The sequence below is a fragment of the Cupriavidus sp. LA-1 genome (assembly GCF_055385985.1).
In genome coordinates this window covers 240009-264076 of record NZ_AP031388.1, presented here as the reverse complement: position 1 = coordinate 264076, position 24068 = coordinate 240009, and the positions used below count along the sequence as shown (strand labels likewise).

Annotated in this window: 23 protein-coding genes; 13 read left to right on the top strand and 10 right to left on the bottom strand. The window is 68.6% G+C overall.

Translation table 11 applies throughout. From position 1 onward, the window contains the following. The first annotated feature begins 9 nt into the window (after window positions 1-9). The gene (locus ACZ5MJ_RS20255; RefSeq protein WP_464225412.1) at window positions 10-1050 is read left to right on the top strand and encodes a formylglycine-generating enzyme family protein; all 1041 of its coding nucleotides are present in this window, start codon (window positions 10-12) and stop codon (window positions 1048-1050) included. Beyond that, complete coding sequence (locus tag ACZ5MJ_RS20250) at window positions 1043-1831, top strand: MetQ/NlpA family ABC transporter substrate-binding protein (RefSeq protein ID WP_464225410.1); 789 nt, start codon at window positions 1043-1045, stop codon at window positions 1829-1831. Before ACZ5MJ_RS20255 ends, ACZ5MJ_RS20250 begins: the two co-directional genes overlap by 8 nt. A gap of 171 nt (window positions 1832-2002) precedes the next feature. On the opposite strand, the gene ACZ5MJ_RS20245 is transcribed toward ACZ5MJ_RS20250, so the two are convergent. Continuing rightward, complete coding sequence (locus ACZ5MJ_RS20245) at window positions 2003-2734, bottom strand: YceH family protein (protein WP_464225409.1); 732 nt, start codon at window positions 2732-2734, stop codon at window positions 2003-2005. A gap of 194 nt (window positions 2735-2928) precedes the next feature. On the opposite strand from ACZ5MJ_RS20245, the gene ACZ5MJ_RS20240 reads away from it, so the two are divergent. After that, entirely contained in the window at window positions 2929-4659 is a 1731-nt protein-coding gene (locus ACZ5MJ_RS20240; RefSeq protein ID WP_464225408.1) for an FAD-dependent oxidoreductase, read from the top strand. A gap of 12 nt (window positions 4660-4671) precedes the next feature. Here ACZ5MJ_RS20240 and ada read toward each other — a convergent pair whose 3' ends face one another. Further along, complete coding sequence (ada, locus tag ACZ5MJ_RS20235) at window positions 4672-5742, bottom strand: bifunctional DNA-binding transcriptional regulator/O6-methylguanine-DNA methyltransferase Ada (RefSeq protein WP_464225407.1); 1071 nt, start codon at window positions 5740-5742, stop codon at window positions 4672-4674. Window positions 5743-5762: 20 nt separating this feature from the next. Beyond that, window positions 5763-6569, bottom strand: coding sequence for a 2OG-Fe(II) oxygenase (locus ACZ5MJ_RS20230; RefSeq protein ID WP_464225406.1), 807 nt, complete (start codon window positions 6567-6569; stop codon window positions 5763-5765). A 203-nt stretch (window positions 6570-6772) separates the two neighbouring features. Here ACZ5MJ_RS20230 and ACZ5MJ_RS20225 point away from each other — a divergent pair, with 203 nt between their 5' ends. Next, a complete protein-coding gene (locus tag ACZ5MJ_RS20225) occupies window positions 6773-7252 on the top strand; it encodes a nuclear transport factor 2 family protein (protein ID WP_464225405.1) in 480 nt (159 codons plus the stop codon). 206 nt (window positions 7253-7458) lie between these two features. On the opposite strand, the gene ACZ5MJ_RS20220 is transcribed toward ACZ5MJ_RS20225, so the two are convergent. Continuing rightward, entirely contained in the window at window positions 7459-9177 is a 1719-nt protein-coding gene (locus ACZ5MJ_RS20220) for a dipeptidase (RefSeq protein WP_464225404.1), read from the bottom strand. Window positions 9178-9477: 300 nt separating this feature from the next. Between ACZ5MJ_RS20220 and ACZ5MJ_RS20215 the strand changes: the two genes are divergently transcribed. The 3 genes from ACZ5MJ_RS20215 (at window position 9478) to ACZ5MJ_RS20205 (ending at window position 12398) form a co-directional block, all read left to right on the top strand. Beyond that, window positions 9478-10209: a glutathione peroxidase gene (locus tag ACZ5MJ_RS20215; protein WP_464225403.1), complete on the top strand. Its 732-nt coding sequence runs from the start codon at window positions 9478-9480 to the stop codon at window positions 10207-10209. Window positions 10210-10353: 144 nt separating this feature from the next. Beyond that, window positions 10354-11745, top strand: coding sequence for a dihydrolipoyl dehydrogenase (locus ACZ5MJ_RS20210; RefSeq protein WP_464225402.1), 1392 nt, complete (start codon window positions 10354-10356; stop codon window positions 11743-11745). Between the two features lie 107 nt (window positions 11746-11852). Continuing rightward, complete coding sequence (locus tag ACZ5MJ_RS20205) at window positions 11853-12398, top strand: TetR/AcrR family transcriptional regulator (RefSeq protein WP_464225401.1); 546 nt, start codon at window positions 11853-11855, stop codon at window positions 12396-12398. A 4-nt stretch (window positions 12399-12402) separates the two neighbouring features. Here the strand turns inward: ACZ5MJ_RS20205 and ACZ5MJ_RS20200 are convergent, their stop codons facing one another. Both ACZ5MJ_RS20200 and ACZ5MJ_RS20195 read right to left on the bottom strand, forming a co-directional pair. Beyond that, the gene (locus tag ACZ5MJ_RS20200; RefSeq protein ID WP_464225400.1) at window positions 12403-13176 is read right to left on the bottom strand and encodes an enoyl-CoA hydratase-related protein; all 774 of its coding nucleotides are present in this window, start codon (window positions 13174-13176) and stop codon (window positions 12403-12405) included. Continuing rightward, the gene (locus tag ACZ5MJ_RS20195) at window positions 13173-13487 is read right to left on the bottom strand and encodes a DUF2917 domain-containing protein (RefSeq protein ID WP_464225399.1); all 315 of its coding nucleotides are present in this window, start codon (window positions 13485-13487) and stop codon (window positions 13173-13175) included. Before ACZ5MJ_RS20195 ends, ACZ5MJ_RS20200 begins: the two co-directional genes overlap by 4 nt. Between ACZ5MJ_RS20195 and ACZ5MJ_RS20190 the strand changes: the two genes are divergently transcribed. Next, complete coding sequence (locus tag ACZ5MJ_RS20190) at window positions 13486-14511, top strand: LysR substrate-binding domain-containing protein (RefSeq protein WP_464225398.1); 1026 nt, start codon at window positions 13486-13488, stop codon at window positions 14509-14511. The two genes, ACZ5MJ_RS20195 and ACZ5MJ_RS20190, sit on opposite strands and share 2 nt — an antisense overlap. A 61-nt stretch (window positions 14512-14572) precedes the next feature. Here the strand turns inward: ACZ5MJ_RS20190 and ACZ5MJ_RS20185 are convergent, their stop codons facing one another. After that, the gene (locus tag ACZ5MJ_RS20185; protein ID WP_464225396.1) at window positions 14573-15247 is read right to left on the bottom strand and encodes an SOS response-associated peptidase; all 675 of its coding nucleotides are present in this window, start codon (window positions 15245-15247) and stop codon (window positions 14573-14575) included. Between the two features lie 233 nt (window positions 15248-15480). On the opposite strand from ACZ5MJ_RS20185, the gene ACZ5MJ_RS20180 reads away from it, so the two are divergent. Further along, window positions 15481-17145 (top strand): AMP-binding protein, encoded by a 1665-nt coding sequence (locus tag ACZ5MJ_RS20180; protein ID WP_464225395.1) that lies wholly within the window; start codon window positions 15481-15483, stop codon window positions 17143-17145. Window positions 17146-17305: 160 nt separating this feature from the next. After that, a complete protein-coding gene (locus tag ACZ5MJ_RS20175) occupies window positions 17306-18037 on the top strand; it encodes a BON domain-containing protein (protein WP_464225394.1) in 732 nt (243 codons plus the stop codon). 12 nt (window positions 18038-18049) lie between these two features. Here the strand turns inward: ACZ5MJ_RS20175 and ACZ5MJ_RS20170 are convergent, their stop codons facing one another. After that, window positions 18050-19144, bottom strand: a complete 1095-nt coding sequence (locus ACZ5MJ_RS20170; RefSeq protein ID WP_464225392.1) for a GlxA family transcriptional regulator — start codon at window positions 19142-19144, stop codon at window positions 18050-18052. Window positions 19145-19305: 161 nt separating this feature from the next. Between ACZ5MJ_RS20170 and ACZ5MJ_RS20165 the strand changes: the two genes are divergently transcribed. After that, window positions 19306-20565 carry a M20/M25/M40 family metallo-hydrolase gene (locus ACZ5MJ_RS20165; protein WP_464225391.1) on the top strand — a complete coding sequence of 420 codons (1260 nt, stop codon included), beginning with the start codon at window positions 19306-19308 and terminating at the stop codon, window positions 20563-20565. A 119-nt stretch (window positions 20566-20684) separates the two neighbouring features. Further along, window positions 20685-20948 (top strand): hypothetical protein, encoded by a 264-nt coding sequence (locus ACZ5MJ_RS20160; protein ID WP_464225389.1) that lies wholly within the window; start codon window positions 20685-20687, stop codon window positions 20946-20948. Window positions 20949-20995: 47 nt separating this feature from the next. On the opposite strand, the gene ACZ5MJ_RS20155 is transcribed toward ACZ5MJ_RS20160, so the two are convergent. Together ACZ5MJ_RS20155 and ACZ5MJ_RS20150 are read right to left on the bottom strand one after the other, a co-directional pair. Beyond that, window positions 20996-21589 (bottom strand): superoxide dismutase family protein, encoded by a 594-nt coding sequence (locus ACZ5MJ_RS20155; protein ID WP_464225388.1) that lies wholly within the window; start codon window positions 21587-21589, stop codon window positions 20996-20998. A 120-nt stretch (window positions 21590-21709) separates the two neighbouring features. Then, complete coding sequence (locus ACZ5MJ_RS20150) at window positions 21710-22645, bottom strand: LysR substrate-binding domain-containing protein (protein ID WP_464225387.1); 936 nt, start codon at window positions 22643-22645, stop codon at window positions 21710-21712. Between the two features lie 426 nt (window positions 22646-23071). Between ACZ5MJ_RS20150 and ACZ5MJ_RS20145 the strand changes: the two genes are divergently transcribed. After that, window positions 23072-24037 carry an alpha/beta hydrolase gene (locus ACZ5MJ_RS20145; RefSeq protein ID WP_464225386.1) on the top strand — a complete coding sequence of 322 codons (966 nt, stop codon included), beginning with the start codon at window positions 23072-23074 and terminating at the stop codon, window positions 24035-24037. The last annotated feature ends 31 nt before the right edge of the window (window positions 24038-24068 follow it).

Genomic DNA, 24068 nt, shown 5'->3' with positions numbered 1-24068 from the left:
GGGGCAGGCATGAACCGACAGGCAAAACCCTGGCGCGTGCCGGCGCTGGCCGCGGTTGCGGTGCTGGCCTTTGCCGGCGGGCTGGCGGCGACGCTGGCGGTACCGGCCGGCGGCACGGCGCACGGCGCGCAACTCGGCACGCCGCGGCAGTGCGCGGCGTATGCCGGGCTGCCGCAAGGCTGGGGCCGGTCGCGCACTGCCGGCATGGTGCGCGTTGCCGGTGGCGAGTTCATTCCGGGCACGACGCATGGCTATCCCGACGAGCGCCCGGCTGGCAAGGTCCGCGTGCGACCGTTCTGGATCGACCAGACCGAGGTCACGGTGGCGCAGTTTGCCGCCTTCGTCCAGGCCACCGGCTATGTCACCGATGCCGAGCGCCAGGGCGCCGCCGTGGTCTTCCACCAGCCCACTGACGCCGAGTTGCGCGCGCGTCCCTATGCATGGTGGTCGATGGTGCGCGGCGCCGACTGGCGTCATCCGCAAGGCCGCACTGCCGCGCGGGACGCGGGCGGCGACGGCTGGCAGGCACGGGCCAGCCAGCCTGTCACGCTGGTGACCCAGGCCGATGCGCTGGCCTACGCGCGCTGGCTGGGGCGCGAGCTGCCGAGCGAGGATGAATGGGAGTTCGCGGCCAAGGCCGGCCGCAGCGATGCCGCGCTGGAAACCGCGCCGCAATCGGCCGAGGGCACGCCCACGGCCAATTACTGGCAGGGCGTGTTCCCGGTGCTCAACACCTCGCGCGACGGCTTCGCCGGGCTGGCGCCGGTGGGGTGCTATGCGCCCAACGGCCTGGCGCTGTATGACATGATCGCCAACGCCTGGGAATGGACTGCCGATCCCTACACCGGGCCGCGCCAGTCGCATGCCAATGGCGATACCGCGGCGGTTGCCGGCAGGCAGCGGGCAGCACGCAGCGCGGTCATCAAGGGCGGCTCGTTCCTGTGCGCGCCGGATTTCTGCGTGCGCTACCGGGCGTCGGCGCGCGAACCTGCCGAGAGCGACCTGCCCACGTCGCATATCGGCTTCAGGACGGTGTTGCGCGATGGTTGATCGACGACGGCTTTTGCTGGCCGGCCTGGCGCTGATGGCGCTGTCAGAGACAGCCGATGCGCAGGGGGAGCGCATCGTGCGGATCGGCGTGGCGCGCGACGCCGACGCCGAACTGCTGGCCGCCGCGCAAGCGGCCGGGCTGCGCAACGGCGTGCGCATCGAGCCGGTGCGCTCTGCCGATGGCGCGCAGGCCGGCGCCGCGCTGGCGGCCGGGCGCATCGACGCCAGCATCGCGCAGCATGCGCCGGCGCTGGCGCGCGTGCAGGGTAGCCGCGCGCTGGTTGCGGTCGCCCACACTGTGACCTACCCCATGGGCCTTTACTCGCGCAACGCGGGGCCGCTGGCGGCGTTGCCGGCGGGTGCCACCGTGGCGTTGCCTGCCGATGCCGAAGGGCGGGGCCGCGCCTTGTTGCTGCTGCATCACTATGGGCTGATCCGGCTGGATACGGCGGCGGGGCTGCAGCCGCGGCTCACCGACATCCGTGCCAACCCGCGCCGGCTGAAGTTTCAGCCCCTGGCGCAGGCGCGGCTGGCACCGGCGCTTGCCAGCACCGCGTTGGTGGCGTTGCCGTTCGATGTGGCGGCAGCGGCGGGACTGGCGCCCGCGCGCGATGCCATCGGCATGGAGGACGCGCGCGTGCCATTCGCCAATGTGCTGGCGGTGCGTGCGCAGGACCGCGAGGCACCGTGGGTGGCCGCCACCGTGCGCAGTCTGCACGCCGATCCGGTAAAGGGCTTCATCCTGACGCGCTTCAACGACTCGGTGCGGCGGCCATGGTGATGGCACCTGGCACCGGCGCGGCGGCGGTGTCGTTCCACTGCAGTGCTTGCGGCAAGTGCTGCAACTTGTGCAAGGCGCGCTTTCGATCGGCAATTACGCAATTAACCGCCATGAATTTGCCCCGACCACCTGCCTGGCCAGCAGTGGCATGGTCGGGATTGCGCTGGGGGGCTAGTCGAGAAACTCGTCCACGGAAATGCCGAGTTGCCCGGCCATGTGCTCCACCAGGCCTTGCAGCTTCGCCACCTTCTCGGTCAGGGCCTGTTGTTCGGCGCGCAGCTGTTCGATTTCGCCCGGCGAGGCGATGGCGCCATCGATGGCGCGTACGGCGTCGTCAGCGGCCGCGGCGGCGCTGACTTCGCCGCTGAGCAGGTGCATCCAGCGGTTTTCGCGCGCCCCGGGGGCGCGCTGCAGCCGCACGACGAAAGGCGGCGCATGGCTGGCCAGTTCGTCGAGGAAGGCCTCGACCGACGAAATATCGGCAAAACCGTGCAGGCGCGCGGTATTCAGGCGCAGTTCCGCGGCGGTCTGCGGGCCGCGCAGCAGCAGCATCGCCAGCAGGGCAACGGACTGGCTGGGCACGGCCAGCACGCGCTGCATATTGTGCTCGAAGCGCGGCACGCGGCTGCTGCTGCCTTCAAAGACCAGGCTCAGGCCCTTGAGGCCGTCGATGGCCTCCAGGATCTCGGCCTCGCTGACGTTCATCACCGGGGCGCGGGCGGTCTTCTGGTTGCAGCCCGAGGCCAGCGCGTTGAGCGACAGCGGGTAGGTATCAGGCACGGTGTGCTGTTTCTCGACCAGCACGCCGAGCACGCGGCCTTCCACGGGCGTCAGGGGGCGCAGGGCCGGGCGGGCGGGACGGTCGCCAGTCTGGCTGGCGTCGGATTCAGGGTTGGAATGCATCAAGACTGGTTATTCTGCTGAAGGTGACGGCGGATGCCGGCATGCCGAGGCGCTCATTCAATCCCAAGCCGGCGCAATCCGCAACTGCGCTGTGCAGTCCTCGCATTCTGCGCGCCGCCGTCTACTATCGATAGGCCGCGCGGCGGCAACCGGAAAAATGCGCCAGGGGCGCGCGGGTCCAGAGGGGAGCGAGCATGGCGATTTCGCAGGAAATGGCATCGGAAGCGGACAGCGGCCCGGAGGCTGGCGCAGGCCTGGAGGCGCCATACTCGACGCTTGAGTCACGTTCGCACCAGATGTTCCCGCAGCTCAGCGCCGACGACGTGGAGCGTGTACGCCGCTTTGGCACGCCACAGAACTGGCGCGCGGGCGAGAAGCTCTTTGCCGTCGGGGACACCGGCCGGGGCATGTATCTGGTCATCAGCGGGAGTGTGCGCCTGGTGCGGCGCGACGGCCTCGGGCGCGAGCACCGGATTACCGAGCAAGGGCCGGGGCACTTCCTGGCCGAGGTCGGTACGCTCAGCGGCCGCCCGGCGTTGGTCGACGGTGTCGCCGTGACCGATACGCAGGGCTATGCGATCACACCGGAGCGGCTGCGCGCCCTGCTGGTGGCCGAGGCCGAACTGGGCGAGCGCATCATGCGCGCGCTGATCCTGCGCCGCGTGGGGCTGATCGAGTCCGGCAGCGGGCCGGTGCTGGTCGGCCACGGCACCGAGCCCCAACTGGTGGCCCTGCAGGCCTTCCTGCGGCGCAACGGCTACCCGCATACGGTCATCGATATCGATACGGAACGCGACTGCTCATTGCTGCTCGACTACGCCAACGCGCCCGCCAGCGACTTCCCCCTGGTGATCTGCGCCGATGGCCGCGTGCTGCGCGCGCCGGACGAAGGGCAACTGGCTTCGTGCCTGGGGCTGTTGCCGGAGTTCGATCCGCACCACGTCTATGACGTGGTGGTGGTCGGGGCCGGACCGGCGGGGCTGGCCACGGCCGTCTATGCCGCGTCCGAAGGCTTGTCGGTGGCGGTGTTCGATTGCCGCTCGCCGGGTGGGCAGGCCGGTGCAAGCGCCCGGATCGAGAACTACCTTGGCTTCCCGACCGGCATTTCAGGGCAGGCCCTGGCCGGGCGCGCATTCGTGCAGGCGCTGAAGTTCGGCGCGCATATGGCCATCCCGCTGGAGGTCAAGGCGTTGCATTGCGGTGCGGACCCGATCCGGCTGGAGCTGACCGATGGCCGCATGATCCCGACCCACACCGTGGTGATCGCCACCGGCGCGCAGTACCGGCGCCCGGACATCGCCGCGCTGGAGCACTTTGAAGGGCGCGGCGTCTACTACTGGGCCTCGCCGGTGGAGGCCAAGCTGTGCAAGAACGAGCCGGCGATGCTGGTGGGCGGCGGCAATTCGGCCGGGCAGGCGGCGGTCTTCCTGGCCTCGCACGCGGCGCACGTGCATATGCTGGTGCGCGGGCCGGGGCTGGCGGCCACCATGTCGCGCTACCTGATCGACCGCATCGGTTCGCTGCCCAATATCACGCTGCACACCCATGCGCAGATCAGCGCGCTGGCGGGCGAAGGGTGGCTCAGTTCGGTGTGCTACGAGTGCCGGGAAGAGAGTCCGGCCCCCGTTACGCTGGACGTGCGGCACCTGTTCCTGTTTATCGGCGCCGATCCCAATGCGGCGTGGCTGCGCACCTGCAAGGTGGAGGTCGACGACAAGGGCTTCGTGCGCACCGGCGGGGGCTTGCTGGGCTGTGCTTCCGCGGTGCCGTATCCGCTGCAGACCAGCGTGCCGGGCGTGTTTGCCATTGGCGACGTGCGGGCGGGCTCGACCAAGCGCGTCGCCGCAGCGGTGGGTGAGGGCGCTGCGGTGGTGGCGCAGATCCACGACTACCTGGCGCGGGTTCAGGCCGCCGTGGCGCACTGAGCGCCGGGCCGCTCAGGCCTGTGCCTCGCGCTCCAGCAATTCGCGCTTGCGCGCCACGCCCCAGCGGTAACCGGACAGGTTGCCGTCGCTGCGTACCACGCGATGGCAGGGGATGGCCACCGCCAGGTGGTTGGCCGCGCAGGCCTGCGCCACCGCGCGCACGGCGCGAGGGGCGCCGATGCGGGCCGCGATCTCGGCATAGCTGGCGGTGCTGCCCGCAGGAATCTCCCGCAGCGCCTGCCACACGCGCTGCTGGAACGCGGTGCCGCGCACGTCCAGCGGCAGCGCCAGGCCGATCGAAGGCGCTTCGATAAAGCCCACCACCTGCGCCACCAGTTGCTCGAACTGTGCATCGCCGCCGATCAGGTTGGCGCGCGGGAACTGGTCCTGCAGGTTCTGCAGCAGCGTTTGCGGATCGTCGCCCAGCAGGATCGCGCAGACGCCGCGCTCGCTTTGCGCCACCAGGATCGCGCCCAGCGAGCACTGGCCGATGGCAAAGCGGATATCGGTGTCGGCCCCGCCCGCGCGGTAGCGCGACGGGGTCATGCCCAGCACCGCGTCCGAGGTCTCGTAGAAGCGGCTGTTGGAGCCGAAGCCGGCGTCGTAGATCGCCTCGGTCACCGACTCGCTTGTGCCCAGTTGCCGGCGCAGCTTCCTGGCGCGGTGCGCGGCGGCGTAGGCGCGCGGCGTCACGCCGGTGGCGGCCTTGAACAGGCGATGGAAGTGATAGGGGCTGACGCCCGCCGCGCTGGCCAGTTCCGGCAGCGTGGGCAGGGTGTCGGCAGTCTCGATGCGGCGGCAGGCATCGGCCACGATGGCCGCGTGCTGGGCCGCCAGCGCCGGCGCCGCGGCACGGCGGCTGGGCCGGTAGCCGGCGGCCTCGGCCGCTGCGGCGTTGTCGAAAAACTCGACATTGGCCGGATGCGGCAGGCGCGACGGGCTGCTCGGCAGGCAGTACACGCCGGTGGTCCTGACCGCATAGACAAAGGCACCGTCGGCGCCCGGATCGCGCGCCAGCACGCGGGCCCAGCGCGGGTCGCGCTCGATGGCGCTGGCTTCCGGCTGCGGTGTGTTTCGCGTCATGGATCGGGTCATGGGATGCCTCACGTGGCGTCGTGGAAGATGATGCCCAGCGTGTATCGCTGGCCCGCGTGCAGCCGGCTGACGCCATGCCTCAGGTTCACGCGGTAGCTGCCGCGGCTGCCGGGCACCGGGCGCTGGCTGACCGCGAATACCACCGCGTCGCCCTGGTGCAGCGTCACCACCTCGGCCCGCGACTGCATGCGCGGCCGCTGCTCGGTCATCACGAACTCCCCGCCGGTAAAGTCGCGGCCCGGCTCGGACAGCAGGATGGCAACCTGCAGCGGGAACACGTGCGCGCCGTACAGGTCCTGGTGCAGGCAGTTGTAGTCGCCGGGGCCGTAGCGCAGCAGCAGGGGCGTCGGGCGCAACTGGCCGGCGTCGTGGCAGCGGGCAAGATAGTCGGCATGCGCGGCGGGGTAGCGCACGTCGATGCCCATGGCGGCGTTCCAGCGATTGGCCACCGGCACCAGGTGCGGGTACAGCGCCGTGCGCAATGCAGCCACGGCGCCGGGCAGGGGATAGCGGAAGTACTTGTACTCGCCCAGGCCGAAGCCGTGCCGGCGCATGTCGATGCGCGAGCGGTACAGGGCGTCCTCGGCATAGCCGGCAGCGATCGCGTCGCATTCGGCCGCGGACAACAAGCCCCGGATCGCGGCGCAGCCGTAGTTGTCGAGATCGCGTGCCACGGCGGCCCAGTCGGTGCCATCGACGCGGGTGGCGATATCGGTTCCGGACCTGTCTTGCCGCGCCGTGCCGCGCGCCGGCGGTATCGGCCTGCGCGGCCCTGCCACGGCCATTTCCGGACGTTGTATCTGGCTGATGCTCACTGCGAATCTCCTGTCTCTCGCTTGCATGGTGCCAACTTTAGGCCGTGCGCGTGCGCCTCACACTCCGGGTCTTGCTTTTGAATTCTGCCCGCCATCCTGCCTTGACAAGACAGATCTGTCTACAAATAATGAGACAGGTCTGTATCATCATGAGCAGGCTGTTCTTGCCCGACCCCGCCCGTTTCCAGCAAAGGAGCACCCGCATGTCCGCACAAGCCGAAATCCGTCCGCCGCTGCCCCCGTTCACCCACGAAACCGCCGCCGCCAAGGTCCGTGCCGCCGAGGACGGCTGGAACAGCCGCGATCCCGAGCGCGTGGCGCTGGCCTATACCGTCGACAGCGCCTGGCGCAACCGCGCGGAGTTCGTCAATGGCCGCGCCGATATCGTCGCCTTCCTGCAGCGCAAGTGGCAGAAGGAGCTGGATTACCGCCTGATCAAGGAGCTGTGGGCACACGATGGCAACCGCATCGCCGTGCGCTTTGCCTATGAATGGCATGACGATTCCGGCAACTGGTACCGGTCTTACGGGAACGAGAACTGGGAGTTCGACGAGGCGGGGCTGATGCGCAGGCGCTTTGCCTGCATCAACGATGCGCCGATCAAGGCGGCGGACCGCAAGTTCCACTGGCCACTGGGCCGGCGGCCGGATGCGCATCCGGGGTTGAGTGAGCTGGGGTTGTGAGGCTGTCCGGGTATCGGCTCAGACGCTGACGCCCGAATCGCTTGAGGCCGGCTCCCTCTCCCGCAAGGGAGAGGGTTGGGGAGAGGGCCGGAGCATCAACGAATCGATGCGTGTCGGTATGCCAGCGCCTGCCCTCTCCCCCGGCCCCTCTCCCGCAAGCGGGAGAGGGGAGCAAACAAGCGGTCGAGGGACCACGCTGAACTCCCTTACTGCATCTTGTCCAGGTTCCCGATCCGCACCAGCATCTCGGTGAACATCTGCATATCCAGGTTCAGGTCGGCCACTTCCTTGTACTCGCGCGCATTGTGCGCGGTGTACTTCTTGCCCGGCATGGCCGGGCCGAAGTTGATGGCATTGGGCATCAGCTTGGCGGTGGTGCTGCCGGCCGTGGAAACCGGCTTGGCTTCCAGCCCGGTGGTATCGCCAAAGATGTTCAGCAGCGTGGACAGCCACGCGCCCTTGGGATCGCGCGCCATCCAGTTGCCCTGTTCGTACTTGATCTCGACCGGGCCATGGGTGGCGGCCCAGCCGAAAATGCGCTTGGTGATCTTGCCGCCCAGCTCGTCGGGCGTGCGGCCGCGCGGCATGCGCACGTTGGTGACCACGTCGACATATTCGCCGCGCTCGCGCACCAGCGTGGGCGACATGGTCAGCGGGCCCATGAACGGGTCGCGGTAGGCCACGTCCATCCTGGTGCCCAGGTAGTCCAGCCCGTACAGGTCGTTCAGGTAGCGGACTGCATGCAGGTAGTGGTTCTCCACAAACTTCACGCCGCTGGCCTGCAGGAACAGCGCCAGCCGCGGCAGCGGGTTGACCCCTTCCTCGGGGCGGGATCCATGTGCCGAGGCGCCGGTGACCTTGACTTCGACGTCGTTGCCGTCGCGCTTCACGTCGATCGAGAACTTCCCGCGCGGCGTGTAGTGGCGCAGGAATTCCGTGCGCGCCTGTTCCAGCGCGGCAGCCACCGCCGCGGGGTCGCCGCCTGCGATGCGCGCGGTCGCGGTCTCGGGGATGGCGCTGGCTGAAGCCGCGCCGCGCATTGCGACGATGGCCGGCCCCTTGTAGTCGGCCTTGCCCTGCGCGCTCTTGTCGTCCGCCGCCTTGATGCCGAACGAGACTGTCAGCGTGCCGGAGCCTTTTTCGGCGACCACGGCCGGATACTTGCTGTCGAGCACTACGTTGTACTCGGGCAGCGTGGTGTGCTGGCGGTAGTACTTCATGCCGTCGCCGCCGGTTTCCTCGGTGGTTTCGATCATCAGCCGGATGGTGCGCTCCAGCGGCACGCCGCTTTCCTTGACGGTCTTCATCGCATACATGACCGCTGCGATAGAGCCCTTGTCGTCGATGGTGCCGCGTCCGTACAGGATGTCGCCGACGCGCGTCATGCGGAACGGATCGAGCCTGGTGCCGTCGTCCAGCACCCATTCCTCGGCCACGGCCGGCACCACGTCGGCATGGGTCAGGATGCCGAACGTGTCCTTGTTGCCGCCGGCCAGTGTCACTTCGAAGACCCGGTTGTCGACATTGCGGTAGGCCAGCCCGAAATCGCGCGCCATGGCCTCGATCATCTTGCCGAATTCGATGATGGCGGGGTTCTCGTGCTGCGGGATCTTTTCGTCGCGCACGGTGCGCAGCGCCACCATCTTGCCGATGGCGTCGATCACCGCGGTCTCGTTGTGCACGCGGTTGTAGACACCCAGCAGCCGGGCGATGTTGACCAGGTTGTCGCCGGACAGCGGCGCCCTGGACTGCCACGCGGCCACCGCCGGCGCAACTGCGGGCTCGGCCTTGGCCGCGGCGGCCATAAAGGCCTGCAGGTCGGCCTGGGCAGCGGTCCTGGTGCCGCTGGTCAGCGCTTCCAGCGCCGGCTTCTTCAGGGTTTGCGCTTGCGTCGGCTGGGCCAGCGCCAGGGATAGGGCGAGCATCGGTGCCCACCGATACAGGGACGGCAGGCGGCAGTGTCGGGTCATTGCGGACAAAACGGAGTCAGGGAGGATGCCGCATGATAGGGCACTCCCCGCGGTTTTCCCGAAAAAAATGCTGTTGCGTCCGCGCGGACGCCGCCCGGTCACCGTGATAGGCGGTGCCTATCTCCCATCAATAGCTTCAGACAATCATCGTGGTTAAAACGATGAATTGTACAAATCACATCCCGGTCGACAGAATGGGGCCTTCGCTGCAACCCGCAGCCGAAACCAACCCGATCCAGACCAAGGAGTGAACTGATGCTGCAATCCCGTGAAGGCCAACGCGTTCCCAATGTCGCTTTCCGCGTGCGTGAAGACAACGAGTGGAAGACCATCACCACCGGCGAGCTGTTCAACGGCAAGACCGTGGTCGTGTTCTCGCTGCCGGGCGCTTTCACGCCGACCTGCTCCTCGACCCACCTGCCGCGCTACAACGAGCTGGCGCCGGTGTTTGCCAAGCACGGCGTCGACGACATCCTGTGCGTGTCGGTCAACGACACCTTTGTGATGAACGAGTGGGCCAAGGACCAGGAGTCCGAGAACATCACCATGATCCCCGACGGCAACGGTGAATTCACCGAAGGCATGGGCATGCTGGTGGACAAGACCGACCTGGGCTTTGGCAAGCGCAGCTGGCGCTATGCGATGCTGGTCAAGGACGGCGTGGTGCAGAAGATGTTCATCGAGCCGGACGAGCCGGGCGACCCGTTCAAGGTGTCCGACGCCGACACCATGCTGGCCCACATCGCCCCGAATGCGCGCAAGCCGGACCAGGTGGTGGTGTTCTCAAAGGTCGGCTGCTCGTTCTGCGCCAAGGCCAAGCAGCTGCTGGACGACAACGGCTTCGACTACATCGACGTGCCGCTGGACAACAAGGTGCGCGGCAAGGTGCTGGGCGCCGTGTCGGGCGAGATGACTGCACCGCAGGTCTTTATCAACGGCAAGCTCATCGGCGGCACCGAGGCCCTGCAGCAGTACCTGGGCAACTAAGCCAGATCCCTCTTCCCCATCCGGGGACCGGCAGCCGCCGGACCCGATGGCGCCCCCTTGCCCGCGAACCGGCGCGCGGCGGCGCCATCCAGCCCGCTGACTGACACCAGTTTGACGCTTCAGAAGACAAAGGAACCGACCGCCATGACCACTATCCAGACCGACGTCGCCGTGATCGGCGCAGGCACCGCGGGCCTTGCCGCCTACCGCGCCGCGATTGCCGCGGGCAAGCGCGCCGTGATCATCGAAGGCGGCCCCTATGGCACCACCTGTGCCCGCGTGGGCTGCATGCCCTCCAAGCTGCTGATCGCCGCCGCGGAGGCCGCGCATGAACTGCGCCACACCGCGCCGTTCGGCGTGCACGTGGATGGCCAGATCCGCATCGACGGCCGCGAGGTGATGGCCCGCGTGCGCAGTGAGCGAGACCGCTTTGTCGGCTTCGTGGTGAGCGGCGTGGAGAACATCCCCGAAGCCGACCGCATCCGCGGCTATGCCCGCTTTATCGACAACACCACGCTGGAAGTGGACGGGCACACCACCGTGCGCGCCAGCCGCGTGGTCATTGCCACCGGTTCCACGCCGATGCTGCCGCCTCCGTTCCAGGTGTTCGGCGACCGCTTGATCGTCAATGACGATGTGTTCTCGTGGCAGGACCTGCCCGCCAGTGTGGTGGTGTTCGGCCCCGGCGTGATCGGGCTGGAGCTGGGCCAGGCCCTGTCGCGCCTGGGTGTGCGGGTGCGCGTGTTCGGCGTCAGCGGCTCGCTCGGGCCGCTGACCGACCCGGTGATCCGTGCCTATGCGGCCAGGACCTTCAACGATGAGTTCTATCTTGACCCGGATGCCAGCGTGACCGACATGGGCCGCGACGGCGACCAGGTGGTGGTGACCTACCTCGACCGCGAGGGCCGCAGCGTGACCGAGCGCTTCGACTACGCGCTGGCTGCCACTGGCCGCACGCCCAATGTGCGCGGCCTGGGCCTGGAGAACACCGGGCTGGCGCTGGATGCGCGCGGCGTGCCGCTGTTCGATGCACAGACGCTCCAGTGCGGCAATGCGCCGGTCTTTATCGCCGGCGACGCCAACAACATCCTGCCGCTGCTGCATGAGGCCGCCGACGAAGGCAAGGCCGCCGGCGAGAACGCCGCCAGCTATCCGCAGGTGAAGCCGCTGGCGCGCCGCGCGCCGATCGCGGTGGTGTTCACGGACCCGCAGATCGCGATGGTCGGCCAGCGCTTCGCCGACCTTGCCGAAGGCACCTTCGTGACCGGCGAGGTCAGCTTCGAGGGCCAGGGCCGCAGCCGGGTGATGCTGAAGCACCGCGGGCTGATGCACGTCTATGCCGACAAGGCCACGGGCCGCTTCCTGGGCGCCGAGTGGACCGGCCCGCGCGCCGAGAACATCGCCCACCTGCTGGCGTGGTCGTACCAGCAGGGCCTGACCATCGCGCAGATGCTGACGATGCCGTTCTACCACCCGGTAGTGGAAGAGGGCCTGCGCACCGCGCTGCGCGACGCGGCGGCCAAGCTGGAAGCCTGAGCGGGTATGGTTTGCTAGACAGATCTGTCTGTCATAGTATCGACCTGTAGGGGCCGGGCGGCGCGAGGGCGCTCCCCGGCCGCGCCCGTTACCGACTCTCCCGCTACATGGCCACGCCTTCCGCCCGCGACCGCATCCTCGACACCGCTGCCCGCCTGTTCTACCAGGAGGGCTACCGCGCCACCGGCATCGACAGGATCATTGCCGAATCCGGCGTGGCCAAGATGTCGCTCTACCGTCATTTCGCTTCCAAGAACGAGTTGATCTCGGCGTTCCTGACGCGTCGTCACGACGAATGGATGGCGTGGTTCCGGCAAGACGTGGAAGCCCGGCTGGCGGTACGCCCGCACCTGGACGTGATCGCCGATACGCTGGCGGACTGGTTCGGCCGCGACTTCCGCGGCTGCGCCTTTATCAACGTGGTGGCCGAGGCGGGCGGGGACGCGCGCGCGGCGGAGCAGGCGGCAGCTCACAAGGCCGAGCTGGAAGCGTTCATTGCCGGCATCGCCACGCGCCTGGGCCTGGACCAGCCGCAAGCGGTGGCCGGGGAAGCGATGCTGTGCATCGAAGGCATGATCGTGCGCTACCAGACGCGGCCGGATACGGCGGTGATCGAGGCGGGGCGGCGTTTGCTGGGCCGGCTGCAGGGCTAGCCGCTTAGCCGCGGTGACGGTCCAGAAATGCCTGTGTGCCTTCCCGGGCGCCCGCTGATGCCGCCGCCACGCGGAACTGCATCGCCTCGATGGCCAGCCCTTCGTCGATGGGCACATTGATGCCGCGCGTGACGGCGCGCAGCGACGCTGTCACGGCAACTGCCGAATGTTGCGCGATGCGGTCCGCCAGCGCCAGGCAAGCCGGCAGCAACCCGGTGGCAGGCACGGCCCGATTGACCAGGCCGATGCGCTCGGCCGTGGCTGCGTCGATGGCATCGCCAGTCAGGATCATGGCGTTGGCGCGCTTGCGGCCGACATGGCGTGGCAGCCGCTGGGTGCCGCCGAAGGTGGGCGCAAAGCCCAGCCGGATCTCGGGCTTGGCAAAGGTGGCATGGTCCGCCGCGAGCGCCAGGCTGCAGGCCTCCACGATTTCACAGCCGCCGCCAAACGCCAGGCCGTTGACCGCGGCGATCACGGGCTTCGGGAAGTTCTCCAGCTGGCGCGTCAGCGCCTGGCCGCGTCCAAGGAACTCGCGCAGGGCGCGCTCAGGCGAAGCGGCGATATCCGGCGCAAAGCCGGCAATGTCCGCCCCCGCGCTGAATGCGCTACCCTTGCCGGTCAGGATCACGCAACGGACGGTATCATCCGCCTCGCATGCCTGCAGGTGCGCGGCCAGGGCGTCGATCAGCGCGTAGCTGAGCGCGTTGAGCTTTTCAGGGCGGTTCAGTACCAGCAGGGTATGCTGGCCCATGCGTTCGGTTTCGATCAGTGCGGTCATGCGTTGGCTTCCAGTGGTTGCGTTGAACACGGTGGCAGGGTGGCGACGGCTTGCGCCGTGCCGGACAAGACGATCCAGGCCGGCTTGCCGCACAGCGCGGAGACAAAGCAGGTGAGCGGCTCCGCGGCGCTCAGGCGAGCGCGCGGTCCCAGTACGAAGTCGCCACAGGTGCGGTCCCGATCGTGGCCCGGTTTTAAGGGTGCCTGGGTAACCCACGCCAGCCCTTGCACGCAACGCAGCTGGTCGCCGGCTGCAAGCCGGATGGCGATGGGCGCGCGGCCCTCGATGCGCCAGCGGCGAAATGGCTTCATGGCGGTCTCCTCGAAGCGCCTGACGCAATCGCCAGGCCATGACATCATTGTTGCCGCACGCCGGCCGTGGTGGCCGGAAGTGTTTTCAACCCGGGTATTCCTCGCCGTCATGCCACTTCTGAGTCCTGCTTCTGCCAACGCCCTGCGCGCGGTCTCGCTCGAGGCCCTTCGCGGTTTTGAATGCAGCGCGCGCACGCTGAGCTTCACGGCGGCCGCGCAGGAACTCTGCCTGACGCAGTCCGCCGTCAGCAAGCAGGTAAAGAGCCTGGAAGATGTGCTGGGCGTCGCGCTGTTCCTGCGCGGCGGCAAGGGGCTGAGCATGACCGCGGAGGGCCGCCAGCTCTACGATGCCACGCGTGCGGCGTTGGGCCAGTTGGGCGACGCCGTGGATCGCGTGCTGGTCGCCGGCCGGATCTCGATCGCGGTGACAACCACGCCATCGTTTGCCTCGCTCTGGCTGGTGCCCAAGCTGGCGCGCTTCCAGGCGCTGGCGCCCGACATCGACGTGCGGGTGGATGCGTCTGAAGCCTACGCCAACCTGGAGCGCGAGGGCTTCGACCTGGCCATCCGGCTTGCCGCGCCTGTTGCTAATGAAGTACCGCTGTTGCAGGAGCGCCTGATGCTGGTTGCGGCACCGGCGCTGGCCGCGCGCATCGCCACCACCGCAGATCTCGCGTCAGCGCCGCTGCTGGTGTTCCACGACCCGGCCGGACGCTTTCCCTGGATGTCATGGAGCGAATGGCTGACGCGCCTGCAACTGGCGCATTCGCCGCGACAGCCGTGCCTGTACTTCTCGCAGTATGAGCACGTGCTGAATGCTGCGGCGCAGGGTGCGGGTGTGGCGATCGGGCGCACGCCGCTGGTATTGCCGCTGCTAGCCAGCGGCAAGCTGGCGGTGGTACTGCCCGCGCACGTGGAGTACGGCATGACGTACCGCATTGTCGAGGCGCCGTCAGCGCGGCCCGGCGTGCGCCGCTTCCGGGAATGGCTGGAAGCGGAACTGGCAGCAGAGGTTCTGGGTTAGCAGCCGGTTCGTCAACGTGGCCGTCACTCTGCAGCGGCCCGTCCAGACGCGCGAAGCCAGCTTAGTCCGCATCAGGAATCGCCGCTCCCTGCACTTTGGGCGCCGGCTCGGCCTGCATGGCCACCGCCGGCAAGAGCTTCAGGAAGGTGCGAGCGACTTCCGGGTCGCGGCAGGCGAGCCAGTCGTCCCATTGTTCGCGCGGCACGATGACCACCGACCGCTTTTCGTCGCCCGGCTTGTGGAAGCGCTGCATCACCGCGTGCTGGCCGGAGTTGACGGTCAGCATGGTGAAGGACAGTGCCTGGTCCGGCCAGGCGCGCCACAGGCCGGCGATGCCGAAGGCAGGCTCGCCGGGCACCCAGACGCGCCAGCGCACCGGCTTGCCGGGCGGGCCGCCGGGCACTGACGCTTCGGGATAGGCAAACTCATAGAACGCGGTAGCGGGTACCAGGCATAGCTGGCCCTGGCGCCAGTAGCGCGCAAAGGCCGGGCGCTCGCCCACGGTTTCGCTGCGGGCATTGGTGGTGTCGTAGCGCCGTGCGCCGGATGGAATGCGCAGGCGCGGCACCATGCCGAACGAGGCCAGGTCGGCGCTGCGTGTGCCGTCGTCCCTGGCGCGCACGATCGGCGCGGCGTAGTCGGGATAGGTCTCGGCCTTGTACACGCCCGGCGGCGGTTCCACGCCGAAGATTTCGCGCAGGATGCGGCGCTGGACCGGAGCGTAGTTGGTGCACATGCGCTGCCTCCTGACAGTGATGCCGGTATCGTCGGCGGCGCGCGTCGCCGCGTCAAGGGTGGCTCACGGGGGCCTCGGCGCAACGGCAGGGATGGCAAAAACCGTCAGCCGCCGTGGCGGAATCGGTTATTGCCTGCGCGCCGGGGCCGGGCGCACACTCTCGCGGCAGCCGTTGCGCGGCACCGCGCACTGGCCACCTACTACAAGGCACAAGCCGGAATACTGGAGACACCATGCGCGACTACGCCCAAGCCTTCGACGGATTTTCCTATGACGATGCCGTGGCACGGCAACTGCACGGCAGCCCGGAGGCGATGAACGCCTGCGTCGAATGCTGCGACCGGCACGCGCAGCCCGGCCGCATCGCGCTGTACTGGGAAGGGCGCGACGGCAATGCGCGCAGCTGGACCTTTGCCGAACTGCAGACGCTGTCCGCGCAGTTCGCCGGCTTCCTGAAGGCGCAGGGCGTGCAGCCCGGTGACCGCGTCGCGGGTCTGCTGCCGCGCAACGCGGAACTGCTGGTGACGATCCTGGGCACCTGGCGCGCCGGCGCCGTGTACCAGCCGCTGTTCACCGCCTTCGGCCCCAAGGCCATCGAGCACCGGCTCAATGCGTCTGGCGCCAGGGTAGTGGTCACCGATACCGTCAACCGTCCCAAGCTGGACGAGGTGGCCGGCTGTCCTGCCATCGTCACAGTGGCCGGCAGCCAGTACGACACGGCAAACCACGGCGTGGGGCAGGGCGACTTCAGCTTCCGGGCCGAGCTGGCGCGCCAGCCGGCCTCGTTCGAGCCGGTGATGCGCCGCGGCGAGGACCCCTTCCTCATGATGTTCACCTCCGGCACCACCGGCCCGGCCAAGCCGTTGATGGTGCCGCTCAAGGCCATCGCCGCGTTTGCCGGCTATATGCGCGATGCGGTCGATCTGCGTGATGAGGACGCATTCTGGAACCTGGCCGATCCGGGCTGGGCCTACGGCCTGTACTACGCTGTCACCGGCCCGCTGTCGCTGGGCCATGCCACCACCTTCTACGACGGGCCGTTCAGCGTCGACAGCACCTGCCGCGTGATCCGCAAGTACGGTATCACCAACCTGGCCGGGTCGCCCACGGCATACCGGCTGCTGATCGCCGCGGGCGAGGCCGTGTCCGGCCCGCTGCGCGGGCAGTTGCGCGCGGTCAGCAGCGCGGGCGAGCCGCTCAACCCGGAAGTGATCCGCTGGTTCGCCAGCGAACTGGGCGTCACCATCCACGACCACTATGGCCAGACCGAACTGGGCATGGTGCTGTGCAATCACCACGCGCTGGCGCATCCGGTGCGCATGGGCGCGGCCGGCTTTGCCAGCCCGGGGCACCGCGTGGTGGTGGTCGACGACGAACAGCGTGAACTGCCGCCCGGCCAGCCGGGCACGCTGGCGCTGGACCTGAAGCGCTCGCCGATGTGCTGGTTCGGCGGCTATCACGGCACGCCCACCAGTGCGTTTGCCGGCGGCTACTACCTGACCGGCGATTCCGCCGAACTGAACGACGACGGCAGCATCAGCTTTATCGGCAGGGCCGACGATGTCATCACCACGTCCGGCTACCGCGTGGGCCCGTTCGACGTGGAAAGCGCGCTGATCGAGCATGCGGCCGTGGTCGAGGCCGCGGTGATCGGCAAGCCCGACCCCGAGCGCACCGAGCTGATCAAGGCCTTCGTGGTGCTGGACCCGCAGCACCAGGGCTCGCCCGAGCTGGCTGAGACGCTGCGCCTGCACGTGCGCAATCGCCTGGCTGCCCATGCCTACCCGCGCGAGATCGAATTCGTCGCCGAACTGCCCAAGACCCCCAGCGGCAAGGTCCAGCGTTTCATCCTGCGCAACCAGGAAGTGGCCCGCGCGCGCGAGGCGGCCGCCACCTGAGCCGGGTTCCTGGGCTGAACCGGCGGCGGACCGCTTCCTATAATGAGGAAGCGGTTGCCAGGGGCCCCCGGGGGTGAAGGAGGCTGCGGCGCCGCCCCAGGCGCGCCTGCAGGCGGGCGCGCGTCCTCCATCTCCAGACCAATCCGGCGAGGCGAACAAAATGCAGACTAGCGAAGCGGTGCTGACGCAGGCGCGCGCGGCCTTGGCGCATGTGCCTTATCAAGGTCATGTCCTCCATCCCACCATCCAGTTGCGGCTGTCCGACGGCGCGTTGATCCTGGAAGGCGAAGTGGCCGATATTGTCGACAAGACCCGGGCCGCCGCGACATTGCGGCGCGTGGACGGCGTGACCAGCGTGATTGATCATCTGCGTGTGACCGACGGCGGCATGCCGGTAGGTGACGGCGAACTGCGCGACGCGGTGTGCGAGCGCCTGCTCAATGCCGTCGATTTCCGCAACTGCAGGATCTGCGCGCGCGTCAAGGGCAAGCCCGAGGCCATGCGCGAGGCCGTGGGCGAACGCAGCGGCTGGATCGAAGTCGAAGCGCACGACGGCGTGGTGACGCTGTGGGGGCAGGTGATCAGCCTGTCGCACATGCGCCTGGCCGGGGTGCTGGCGTGGTGGTCGCGCGGCTGCCGCTGCGTGGTCAACGAACTGGTGGTGGCGCCGGCCGAGACCGACCGCGACGATGAAATCACCGAGGCGCTGATGCTGGTGCTGGAGACCGATCCCTTTGTCGATGCCGGCCAGGTCAGCGTGCATACCGAGAACCGCGTGGTCAGGCTGGAGGGCTGCGTCAGCAACGAAAATACGCGCCGCCAGGCTGAGCGCGACGCGTGGTATGTGCAGGGCGTGGAGGACGTGATCAACCACATCTCGCTGCGCACCTGAGCACCAGCGCGGCTAGCCGCGCGCGCCGCGCTGTGCCGCGGCGTCTTCCATGCGCCAGTAGCGCCGCCGCGCCCGCAGCGCAAAGCGGGCGCGGTAGTCTGACATCGACATCCCCGCGGTGCGCTGGAACAGCCGGCGGAACGCGGCCGCGTCGCTGTAGCCGCAGGCCTCGGCAATCGCCTGCGTGCCATGCAGCGTGACTTCCAGCAGCATGCGGGCGCGCTCCACGCGCAGCGTGTGCAGGTAGTCCAGCGGCGTGATGCCGGTGACCTGGCCGAAATGCCGCAACAGCGTGCGTTCGCTGACCGCCGCCGCCTGCGCCACGGCGGCCAGCTTGTAGGGCTCGGACACATGCTCCTGCAGCCATTGGATGGCGCGGTACACGGGGCTGTCCGAGGTGCGGCTGAGCCAGCGTTGCGACACCAGCGCGGGCACGCTGCGCTGGCGCTCGGGCTGGAACAGCATCAGCCGCGACGCCGCCTGCGCCAGGTCCGGGTCATGCAGGTGGCCCAGCGCCCGCAGCATGAATTCCACCTGCAGCGCCGGCGCCACGCATGAGAACACCTGCCGGTGCACGCTCATGGCCTCGTCGCTACCCAGGTCGCAATGCGGGTACTGGCGCATCATCCAGCTCTGGAACATCCACGGCGCGCCGACCCTGGCGCCATCCAGCAGCCCCAGCTGCAACGGAAATACCATTCCCGACGAACACGCCGCGATCCAGCCGCCGGCCTGCGCATGGCGCTCCACCAGGCGCAGCGCCGTGGCGTTGCGCTGCACGATCTCGCCGAGCTGCAGCGCATTGCTGGCCAGCAGGGCCGGGATGACCAGCAGCGTACGGCAGTCCGCATTGCGCGCGCGCCGGGTGGAAGACGGCAGCCCGGGCAGGACCGTTGCCAGCGTGCGGCCGTTGGCGCCGCACAGCTGCCAGCTCAGCGTGGGCGTGGCGTCGGGACGCTGCAGTCTGGCCACGCCTGCCACCGTGCGCAATACGTCGAGCGCGGTGAACAGGCTGCCCGGCATGGTTTCAGGCAGCCATAGCAGGCGGACATGCAGGGGGATGTTCTGTGACGGCGGTTCGATGATGGGGGGCGGGGTCGGGTGCATTGGCGATGGGCGGGGCGGGATGCCGTGGCGGGATCGGCATCCCGATTGGCGATATTGATCCTCCCCTTCGGTTCTGGCAAGGACTAGGATCGTGCAGTTGTGCCGTGGCGCCGCCAGTGCGCCACGGCATGGCCCTGACAAGACCAAACCGAGGAGATGACATGCCGTTTTTCGTTCGCCACGTTGCCGTTGCCGCCGCCCTGACGCTTGCCGGGGCCGGCACCCTGGCCAGCGCCGCGCAGCCAGATGCCGCGCTGCTGTCCGCCGCGCAGGCGGCCCAGCCCGCAGTCGTGCAGTCGCTCAAGGAGATGGTGTCGATCGAATCCGGCAGCGCCAATGCGAAGGGGCTGGCGCAGATGGCCAGCTACACCGAGAAGCGCCTGCAGGCGCTGGGCGCAAAGGTCGAACGCCTGCCGGTGACCAAGGGCCCGGGCACCATGGTCAAGGCGACCTTCACCGGCACCGGCAAGCGCCGCGTCATGCTGATTGCCCACATGGACACCGTGTACCCGGACAAGACGCTGGCCACGCAACCGATCCGCGAGGAAGGCAACCGTCTCTACGGCCCGGGCATTGCCGACGACAAGGGCGGCATCGCCGTCATCCTGCATGCGCTGGAGATCCTGAAGAACCAGGGCTGGCGCGACTACGCGCAGATCACGGTGCTGTTCAACCCGGACGAGGAAGTCGGCTCGGTTGGCTCCGGCGAGGCCATTGCCGCGCTGGCCGCGCAGCACGACGTGGTGCTGTCGTGCGAACCCACCGCGGCCAAGGATGTGGCCAAGGCCGAGTCGCTGCTGCTGGGCGCCTCCGGCACCGCCACCGCCACCATGCAGGTCAAGGGCCGCGCCGCCCACGCCGGTGCCGCGCCGGAACTCGGGCGCAATGCGCTGCTTGAAATTGCCTACCAGTTGCAGCAGACCCGGGACGTGGCCAGCCAGGTGCCGGGCTCGCAGCTGAACTGGACCCAGGCACAGGCCGGCGCGGTGCGCAACCAGATCCCGGAAAGCGCTGTTGCCTACGGCGACGTGCGTACCACGGCGGCCGGCGCCGCCGAGAAGCTGAAGGTAGCGTTGCAGGACAAGGTCAAGTCCGGGCAGCTGGTGCCGGAGACGCAGACCACGGTGACGATGGAAGAGGGCCGCCCGGCGTTCGTGGCCGATGCCCACGGCCGCGCGCTGGCCAAGCGCGCGCAGGAAATCTATGCCGAGCTGGACGGCCGCACGCTGGCACTGGCCGAAGGCACTGGCGGCGCCACCGACGCCGGCTACGCCGCGCGCTCAGGCAAGCCCGCGGTGGTGGAAAGCTTCGGGCTGGCCGGCTTCGGCTATCACGCGCGCGACGAGTACGTCGAGCTCGACTCGATCGTGCCGCGCCTGTACCTGATGACGCGCATCCTGCAGGATATCGGCCGCAACTGAAGCGGCTGGGCAAGGCGGCGCCAGGCTTGCGTTGCCAGCAGCCCTGGCCCTCCCCGGCAAGCCTGCTACAGTGTCATGGCCGCCCGCATGCGGGCGGCCATGACACTGGGGAGACCGAGATGAACCGCAAAGGCTTGCTCGACGCGGCCATGGCGCTGGAAGACCTGGCGGCGGGCAACACGCCCGCGGCCGCGCAGGTGGCGGCGGGGGCCGCCGCGCTGGAGAAGATCCACGCCGATTTTCCGGGTTGGCGCGATGTGGGCGATGCGCTGTTCGGCCTGAAGGCGCTCGCCGGCGGCAGCGGCATGGTGCTGGATGTCAAGGGACGCCAGCGCGCTGCCCGGCTGGCCGACGTGGTGCGCAGCCTGATCGACCAGATCTGAGGGGCCCCACCGCCGGTCGCTGGACGCACCGTTAGTGCGCAACTACCTCACGAAGCCGCCACCACCCCGCAAGCAATGCGCCCGCCCGAATTCCCGGTGGGCTGCGTCTTGTAGTCGTCCGGGTCCTTGTGTACCACGACCGCACGCCCGATCACGCCGTTGGCGCCCGTGCCAACGGTCAGGTCCGGCAGCAGCATGCTGACGCGCACGTTGCCGTTGGCGTCGGCGGTGACATTGTTCATGTCGCCGGCATGGTGGTCGGGCACGGTCACCTGGCCGTGGGGCTTGCCAGTCGGGTTGAAATGGCCGCCCGCGCTCATCGCGTCAGGCGCGGAGCAGTCGCCCTTTTCATGGACATGGAAGCCGTGCACCGAGTTCGGCGGCAAGCCCGTGATCGCGGCGGTCATCATCACGCCCCCGGGCTGCTGCTGGAAGGTCACGGTCCCCGCGGCGTCGGTGCCGCTCTTGGGCTGGAGCTTTGCCGTCGCCCTGGCGCCTGCGCTGGTGCTGGTGCTGGTGCTGGTGCTGGGCGCGGCGGTTGCGCTGGCTGCGGACGAGGAGGTCATGCCGGAGCCGGCGCAGCCGGCCAGTGCAACAGTCGCGGCAATGCACGCCGCCAGGGGGGTAAGCACTTGTTTCATCGGAATCCTCTTCTTGTCGTGATTTCGGAAGAAACAGTATAGAACGGCGGGCGTTGAACCGATTTCCGGTTTTGTCCTATCTGCCGCAGAGGACAGGCGCTGCCGGCCGATCGCGCTAGGTCAGGCCGCCACGGCCAGCCGCTGCTGTGCCGCACCAAAATGCGGATGGCGCGAGAACAGTTCCGCGGCCCAGTTGACGAACACCCGCACCTTGGCCGACAGGTGCCGGTTCTGCGGATACATCGCGGAGATCGGCATCTCATCGGTCTGCCAGTCGGACAGGATTTCCACCAGCCTGCCGCTGGCCACATAAGGCTCGGCCATCGCGCGCGAGATCCGGGCCACGCCGTGGCCCTCCAGCGTGCAGCCCAGGTAGATGTCGGCGTCGTTGGTGGAAATGGCGGAGGGCAGCAACACTTCGCTGCGCTCGGTGCCGCGCGCCATCGGCCAGGGCATTTCGCGGCCGGTGCGGTTGGACAGGTAATTGACGGCCTTGTGCTGCGCCAGCTCGGCCAGGTCGCGCGGGGTGCCGACGCGGTTCAGGTAGATCGGCGAGGCGTAGAACGCCAGCTTCACGTTGCCGATGCGGCGGGCCACCATGGCCTCGTCCAGCGGCACGCCCACGCGCAGCACCACGTCCACGCCTTCCCGCAGCAGGTCGATCGGCTTGCCGTTGATGGTCAGTTCCAGCTTCAGGTCCGGATAGGCCTGGAGGAATTCATGCAGGTGAGGCACCAGCACCAACTGCGCCAGCACGGCGGTGGTGTCGACCGACAGCGTGCCGCGCGGCGAATTGTTCTGCCGCGTCAGCGACTGCTCGGCCTCGTCGACATCGGCCAGGATGCGCACGCAGCGCTCATAGTACGCCGCGCCGTCGTTGGTCACGCTGATGCGCCGTGTGGTCCGGTGCAGCAGCTTGACGCCCAGGTGGGTTTCCAGGTTCTGGATCAGGCGGGTCAGCGTTGCCTTGGGCAGGTCCATCGATTCCGCGGCGCGCGCAAAGCTGCCGACGTCCACGACCCGGGTGAATGCCTGCATTGATACGAGACGGTCCATGATGAAGTTCCGACGATAGATCCGAACGGCGTGCCGCCCGCGCTCGTGGCGCATGCGGCGTTGCTGCTTGTTATTGTTGGAGTCTGCCGGCTGGCTGGTACCGGGACGGCGCGCTGGCCGGGCGCGGGGGTTCCGGCATGGGTTTGTCCGGGCATCCGGCGCGGCGGGGATCGCCCCGCTTCGGACCGGGCGCGCATCGGCCTGGCATGCCGCTGCGCGTGCCGAGATGCGGAGTGAATCACAAAACGCAAGACCTTGTCATGCGTGGGGATTCTTGCTTGCGGAGGCATGACAGGGATTATTTGCGATTATTCCAATCCCGAAACAGTGCGTTGGCGATCTCTCGCTTTATCCCATCCTCGTCAATCACCATAATCCGTTCCATCGCAACACTCAAGCGCATTGTTTCCGCCATGCGCCGATGCCATGTCCCAGAAGCCAGGCCAACGCCCGAAAGCAGTCAGCGCCGCCAAAGCCCCCACGGTGGCCGGGCAGCGCCAGGCGCGCGTGGCTGAGCACACGGTGACCAGCGACGGACGCGAGATCCTGGTGCGGGTGTGCTACCCGGCGGGCTATCCGGCGCCGGGCGCAGAGGGCTCGGCCCTGCTGCCCTGGCTGGTGTACCTGCACGCCGGCGGCTTCGTCGAGGGCGGCCTGGAACATGCCTGCGAACTGGTGCAGGGCCTGGCCAACACGGTGCCGGCGGTGGTGGTGACGCCGGCCTATTCGCTGGCGCCGGACCATCCGTTCCCGGCCGCGCCCGAGGACGCGCACAGCACGGTGCAGTGGGTGCTGCGCAATGCCCGGCGCCTGAAGCTGGACAAGACCCGCTTTGCGCTGGTTGGCGAGGAAGCCGGGGGCAACCTGGCGATCGCGCTGGCGCAGATGCTGCGCGACCGCGGCACCGCGCAGCCGCGCGGGCAGTGGCTGATCCGCCCGGTGACGGACCCGTGCCTGCAGCATGCCTCCTGCGCGGGGTTTGGCGGCGGGCGGGTGCCGATGGAAACCCTGAAGCGCCTGGCCGACAACTATCGCGACTACCTGCCGACGCCGGCGGATACGGTGCATCCGTATGCCGCCCCGGCGCTGGCCTCGCGCCTGGCCGGGCTGCCGCCCACGCTGGTCCAGGTGGCTGAATACGACGCGCTGCGAGCCGAAGGCGAAGCCTTCGCCGGGCGCCTGAGCAAGGCCGGCGTGCCGGCCCAGGCCATGATCATGCCCGGCGCCTGTGGCGACGGCGTGGAAGAGGCCCATGACAGCTGTCAGGCATGGGTCGACGAAGGTGCGCGGTTCCTGCGGCGATGTCTGGCCGCGGCCGACGATACCTCATCCCTGACTGAACGCCGTGCTGGCACCCCCACCAGCCGGCCTGGAGCCAAGCCCGCCGGCTGAGCCGCTCCAGACTACCGCCAGCCGGCTCTGT

Bases quoted from the DNA above. Each gene is read 5' to 3' on its own strand.
- ACZ5MJ_RS20255 (WP_464225412.1), top strand. From the start codon at position 10: ATGAACCGACAGGCAAAACCCTGGCGCGTGCCGGCGCTGGCCGCGGTT.
- ACZ5MJ_RS20250 (WP_464225410.1), top strand. From the start codon at position 1,043: ATGGTTGATCGACGACGGCTTTTGCTGGCCGGCCTGGCGCTGATGGCG.
- ACZ5MJ_RS20245 (WP_464225409.1), bottom strand. From the start codon at position 2,734: ATGCATTCCAACCCTGAATCCGACGCCAGCCAGACTGGCGACCGTCCC.
- ACZ5MJ_RS20240 (WP_464225408.1), top strand. From the start codon at position 2,929: ATGGCGATTTCGCAGGAAATGGCATCGGAAGCGGACAGCGGCCCGGAG.
- ada (WP_464225407.1), bottom strand. From the start codon at position 5,742: ATGACGCGAAACACACCGCAGCCGGAAGCCAGCGCCATCGAGCGCGAC.
- ACZ5MJ_RS20225 (WP_464225405.1), top strand. From the start codon at position 6,773: ATGTCCGCACAAGCCGAAATCCGTCCGCCGCTGCCCCCGTTCACCCAC.
- ACZ5MJ_RS20220 (WP_464225404.1), bottom strand. From the start codon at position 9,177: ATGCTCGCCCTATCCCTGGCGCTGGCCCAGCCGACGCAAGCGCAAACC.
- ACZ5MJ_RS20215 (WP_464225403.1), top strand. From the start codon at position 9,478: ATGCTGCAATCCCGTGAAGGCCAACGCGTTCCCAATGTCGCTTTCCGC.
- ACZ5MJ_RS20210 (WP_464225402.1), top strand. From the start codon at position 10,354: ATGACCACTATCCAGACCGACGTCGCCGTGATCGGCGCAGGCACCGCG.
- ACZ5MJ_RS20205 (WP_464225401.1), top strand. From the start codon at position 11,853: ATGGCCACGCCTTCCGCCCGCGACCGCATCCTCGACACCGCTGCCCGC.
- ACZ5MJ_RS20200 (WP_464225400.1), bottom strand. From the start codon at position 13,176: ATGACCGCACTGATCGAAACCGAACGCATGGGCCAGCATACCCTGCTG.
- ACZ5MJ_RS20190 (WP_464225398.1), top strand. From the start codon at position 13,486: ATGGCGGTCTCCTCGAAGCGCCTGACGCAATCGCCAGGCCATGACATC.
- ACZ5MJ_RS20195 (WP_464225399.1), bottom strand. From the start codon at position 13,487: ATGAAGCCATTTCGCCGCTGGCGCATCGAGGGCCGCGCGCCCATCGCC.
- ACZ5MJ_RS20185 (WP_464225396.1), bottom strand. From the start codon at position 15,247: ATGTGCACCAACTACGCTCCGGTCCAGCGCCGCATCCTGCGCGAAATC.
- ACZ5MJ_RS20180 (WP_464225395.1), top strand. From the start codon at position 15,481: ATGCGCGACTACGCCCAAGCCTTCGACGGATTTTCCTATGACGATGCC.
- ACZ5MJ_RS20175 (WP_464225394.1), top strand. From the start codon at position 17,306: ATGCAGACTAGCGAAGCGGTGCTGACGCAGGCGCGCGCGGCCTTGGCG.
- ACZ5MJ_RS20170 (WP_464225392.1), bottom strand. From the start codon at position 19,144: ATGCACCCGACCCCGCCCCCCATCATCGAACCGCCGTCACAGAACATC.
- ACZ5MJ_RS20165 (WP_464225391.1), top strand. From the start codon at position 19,306: ATGCCGTTTTTCGTTCGCCACGTTGCCGTTGCCGCCGCCCTGACGCTT.
- ACZ5MJ_RS20160 (WP_464225389.1), top strand. From the start codon at position 20,685: ATGAACCGCAAAGGCTTGCTCGACGCGGCCATGGCGCTGGAAGACCTG.
- ACZ5MJ_RS20155 (WP_464225388.1), bottom strand. From the start codon at position 21,589: ATGAAACAAGTGCTTACCCCCCTGGCGGCGTGCATTGCCGCGACTGTT.
- ACZ5MJ_RS20150 (WP_464225387.1), bottom strand. From the start codon at position 22,645: ATGGACCGTCTCGTATCAATGCAGGCATTCACCCGGGTCGTGGACGTC.
- ACZ5MJ_RS20145 (WP_464225386.1), top strand. From the start codon at position 23,072: ATGTCCCAGAAGCCAGGCCAACGCCCGAAAGCAGTCAGCGCCGCCAAA.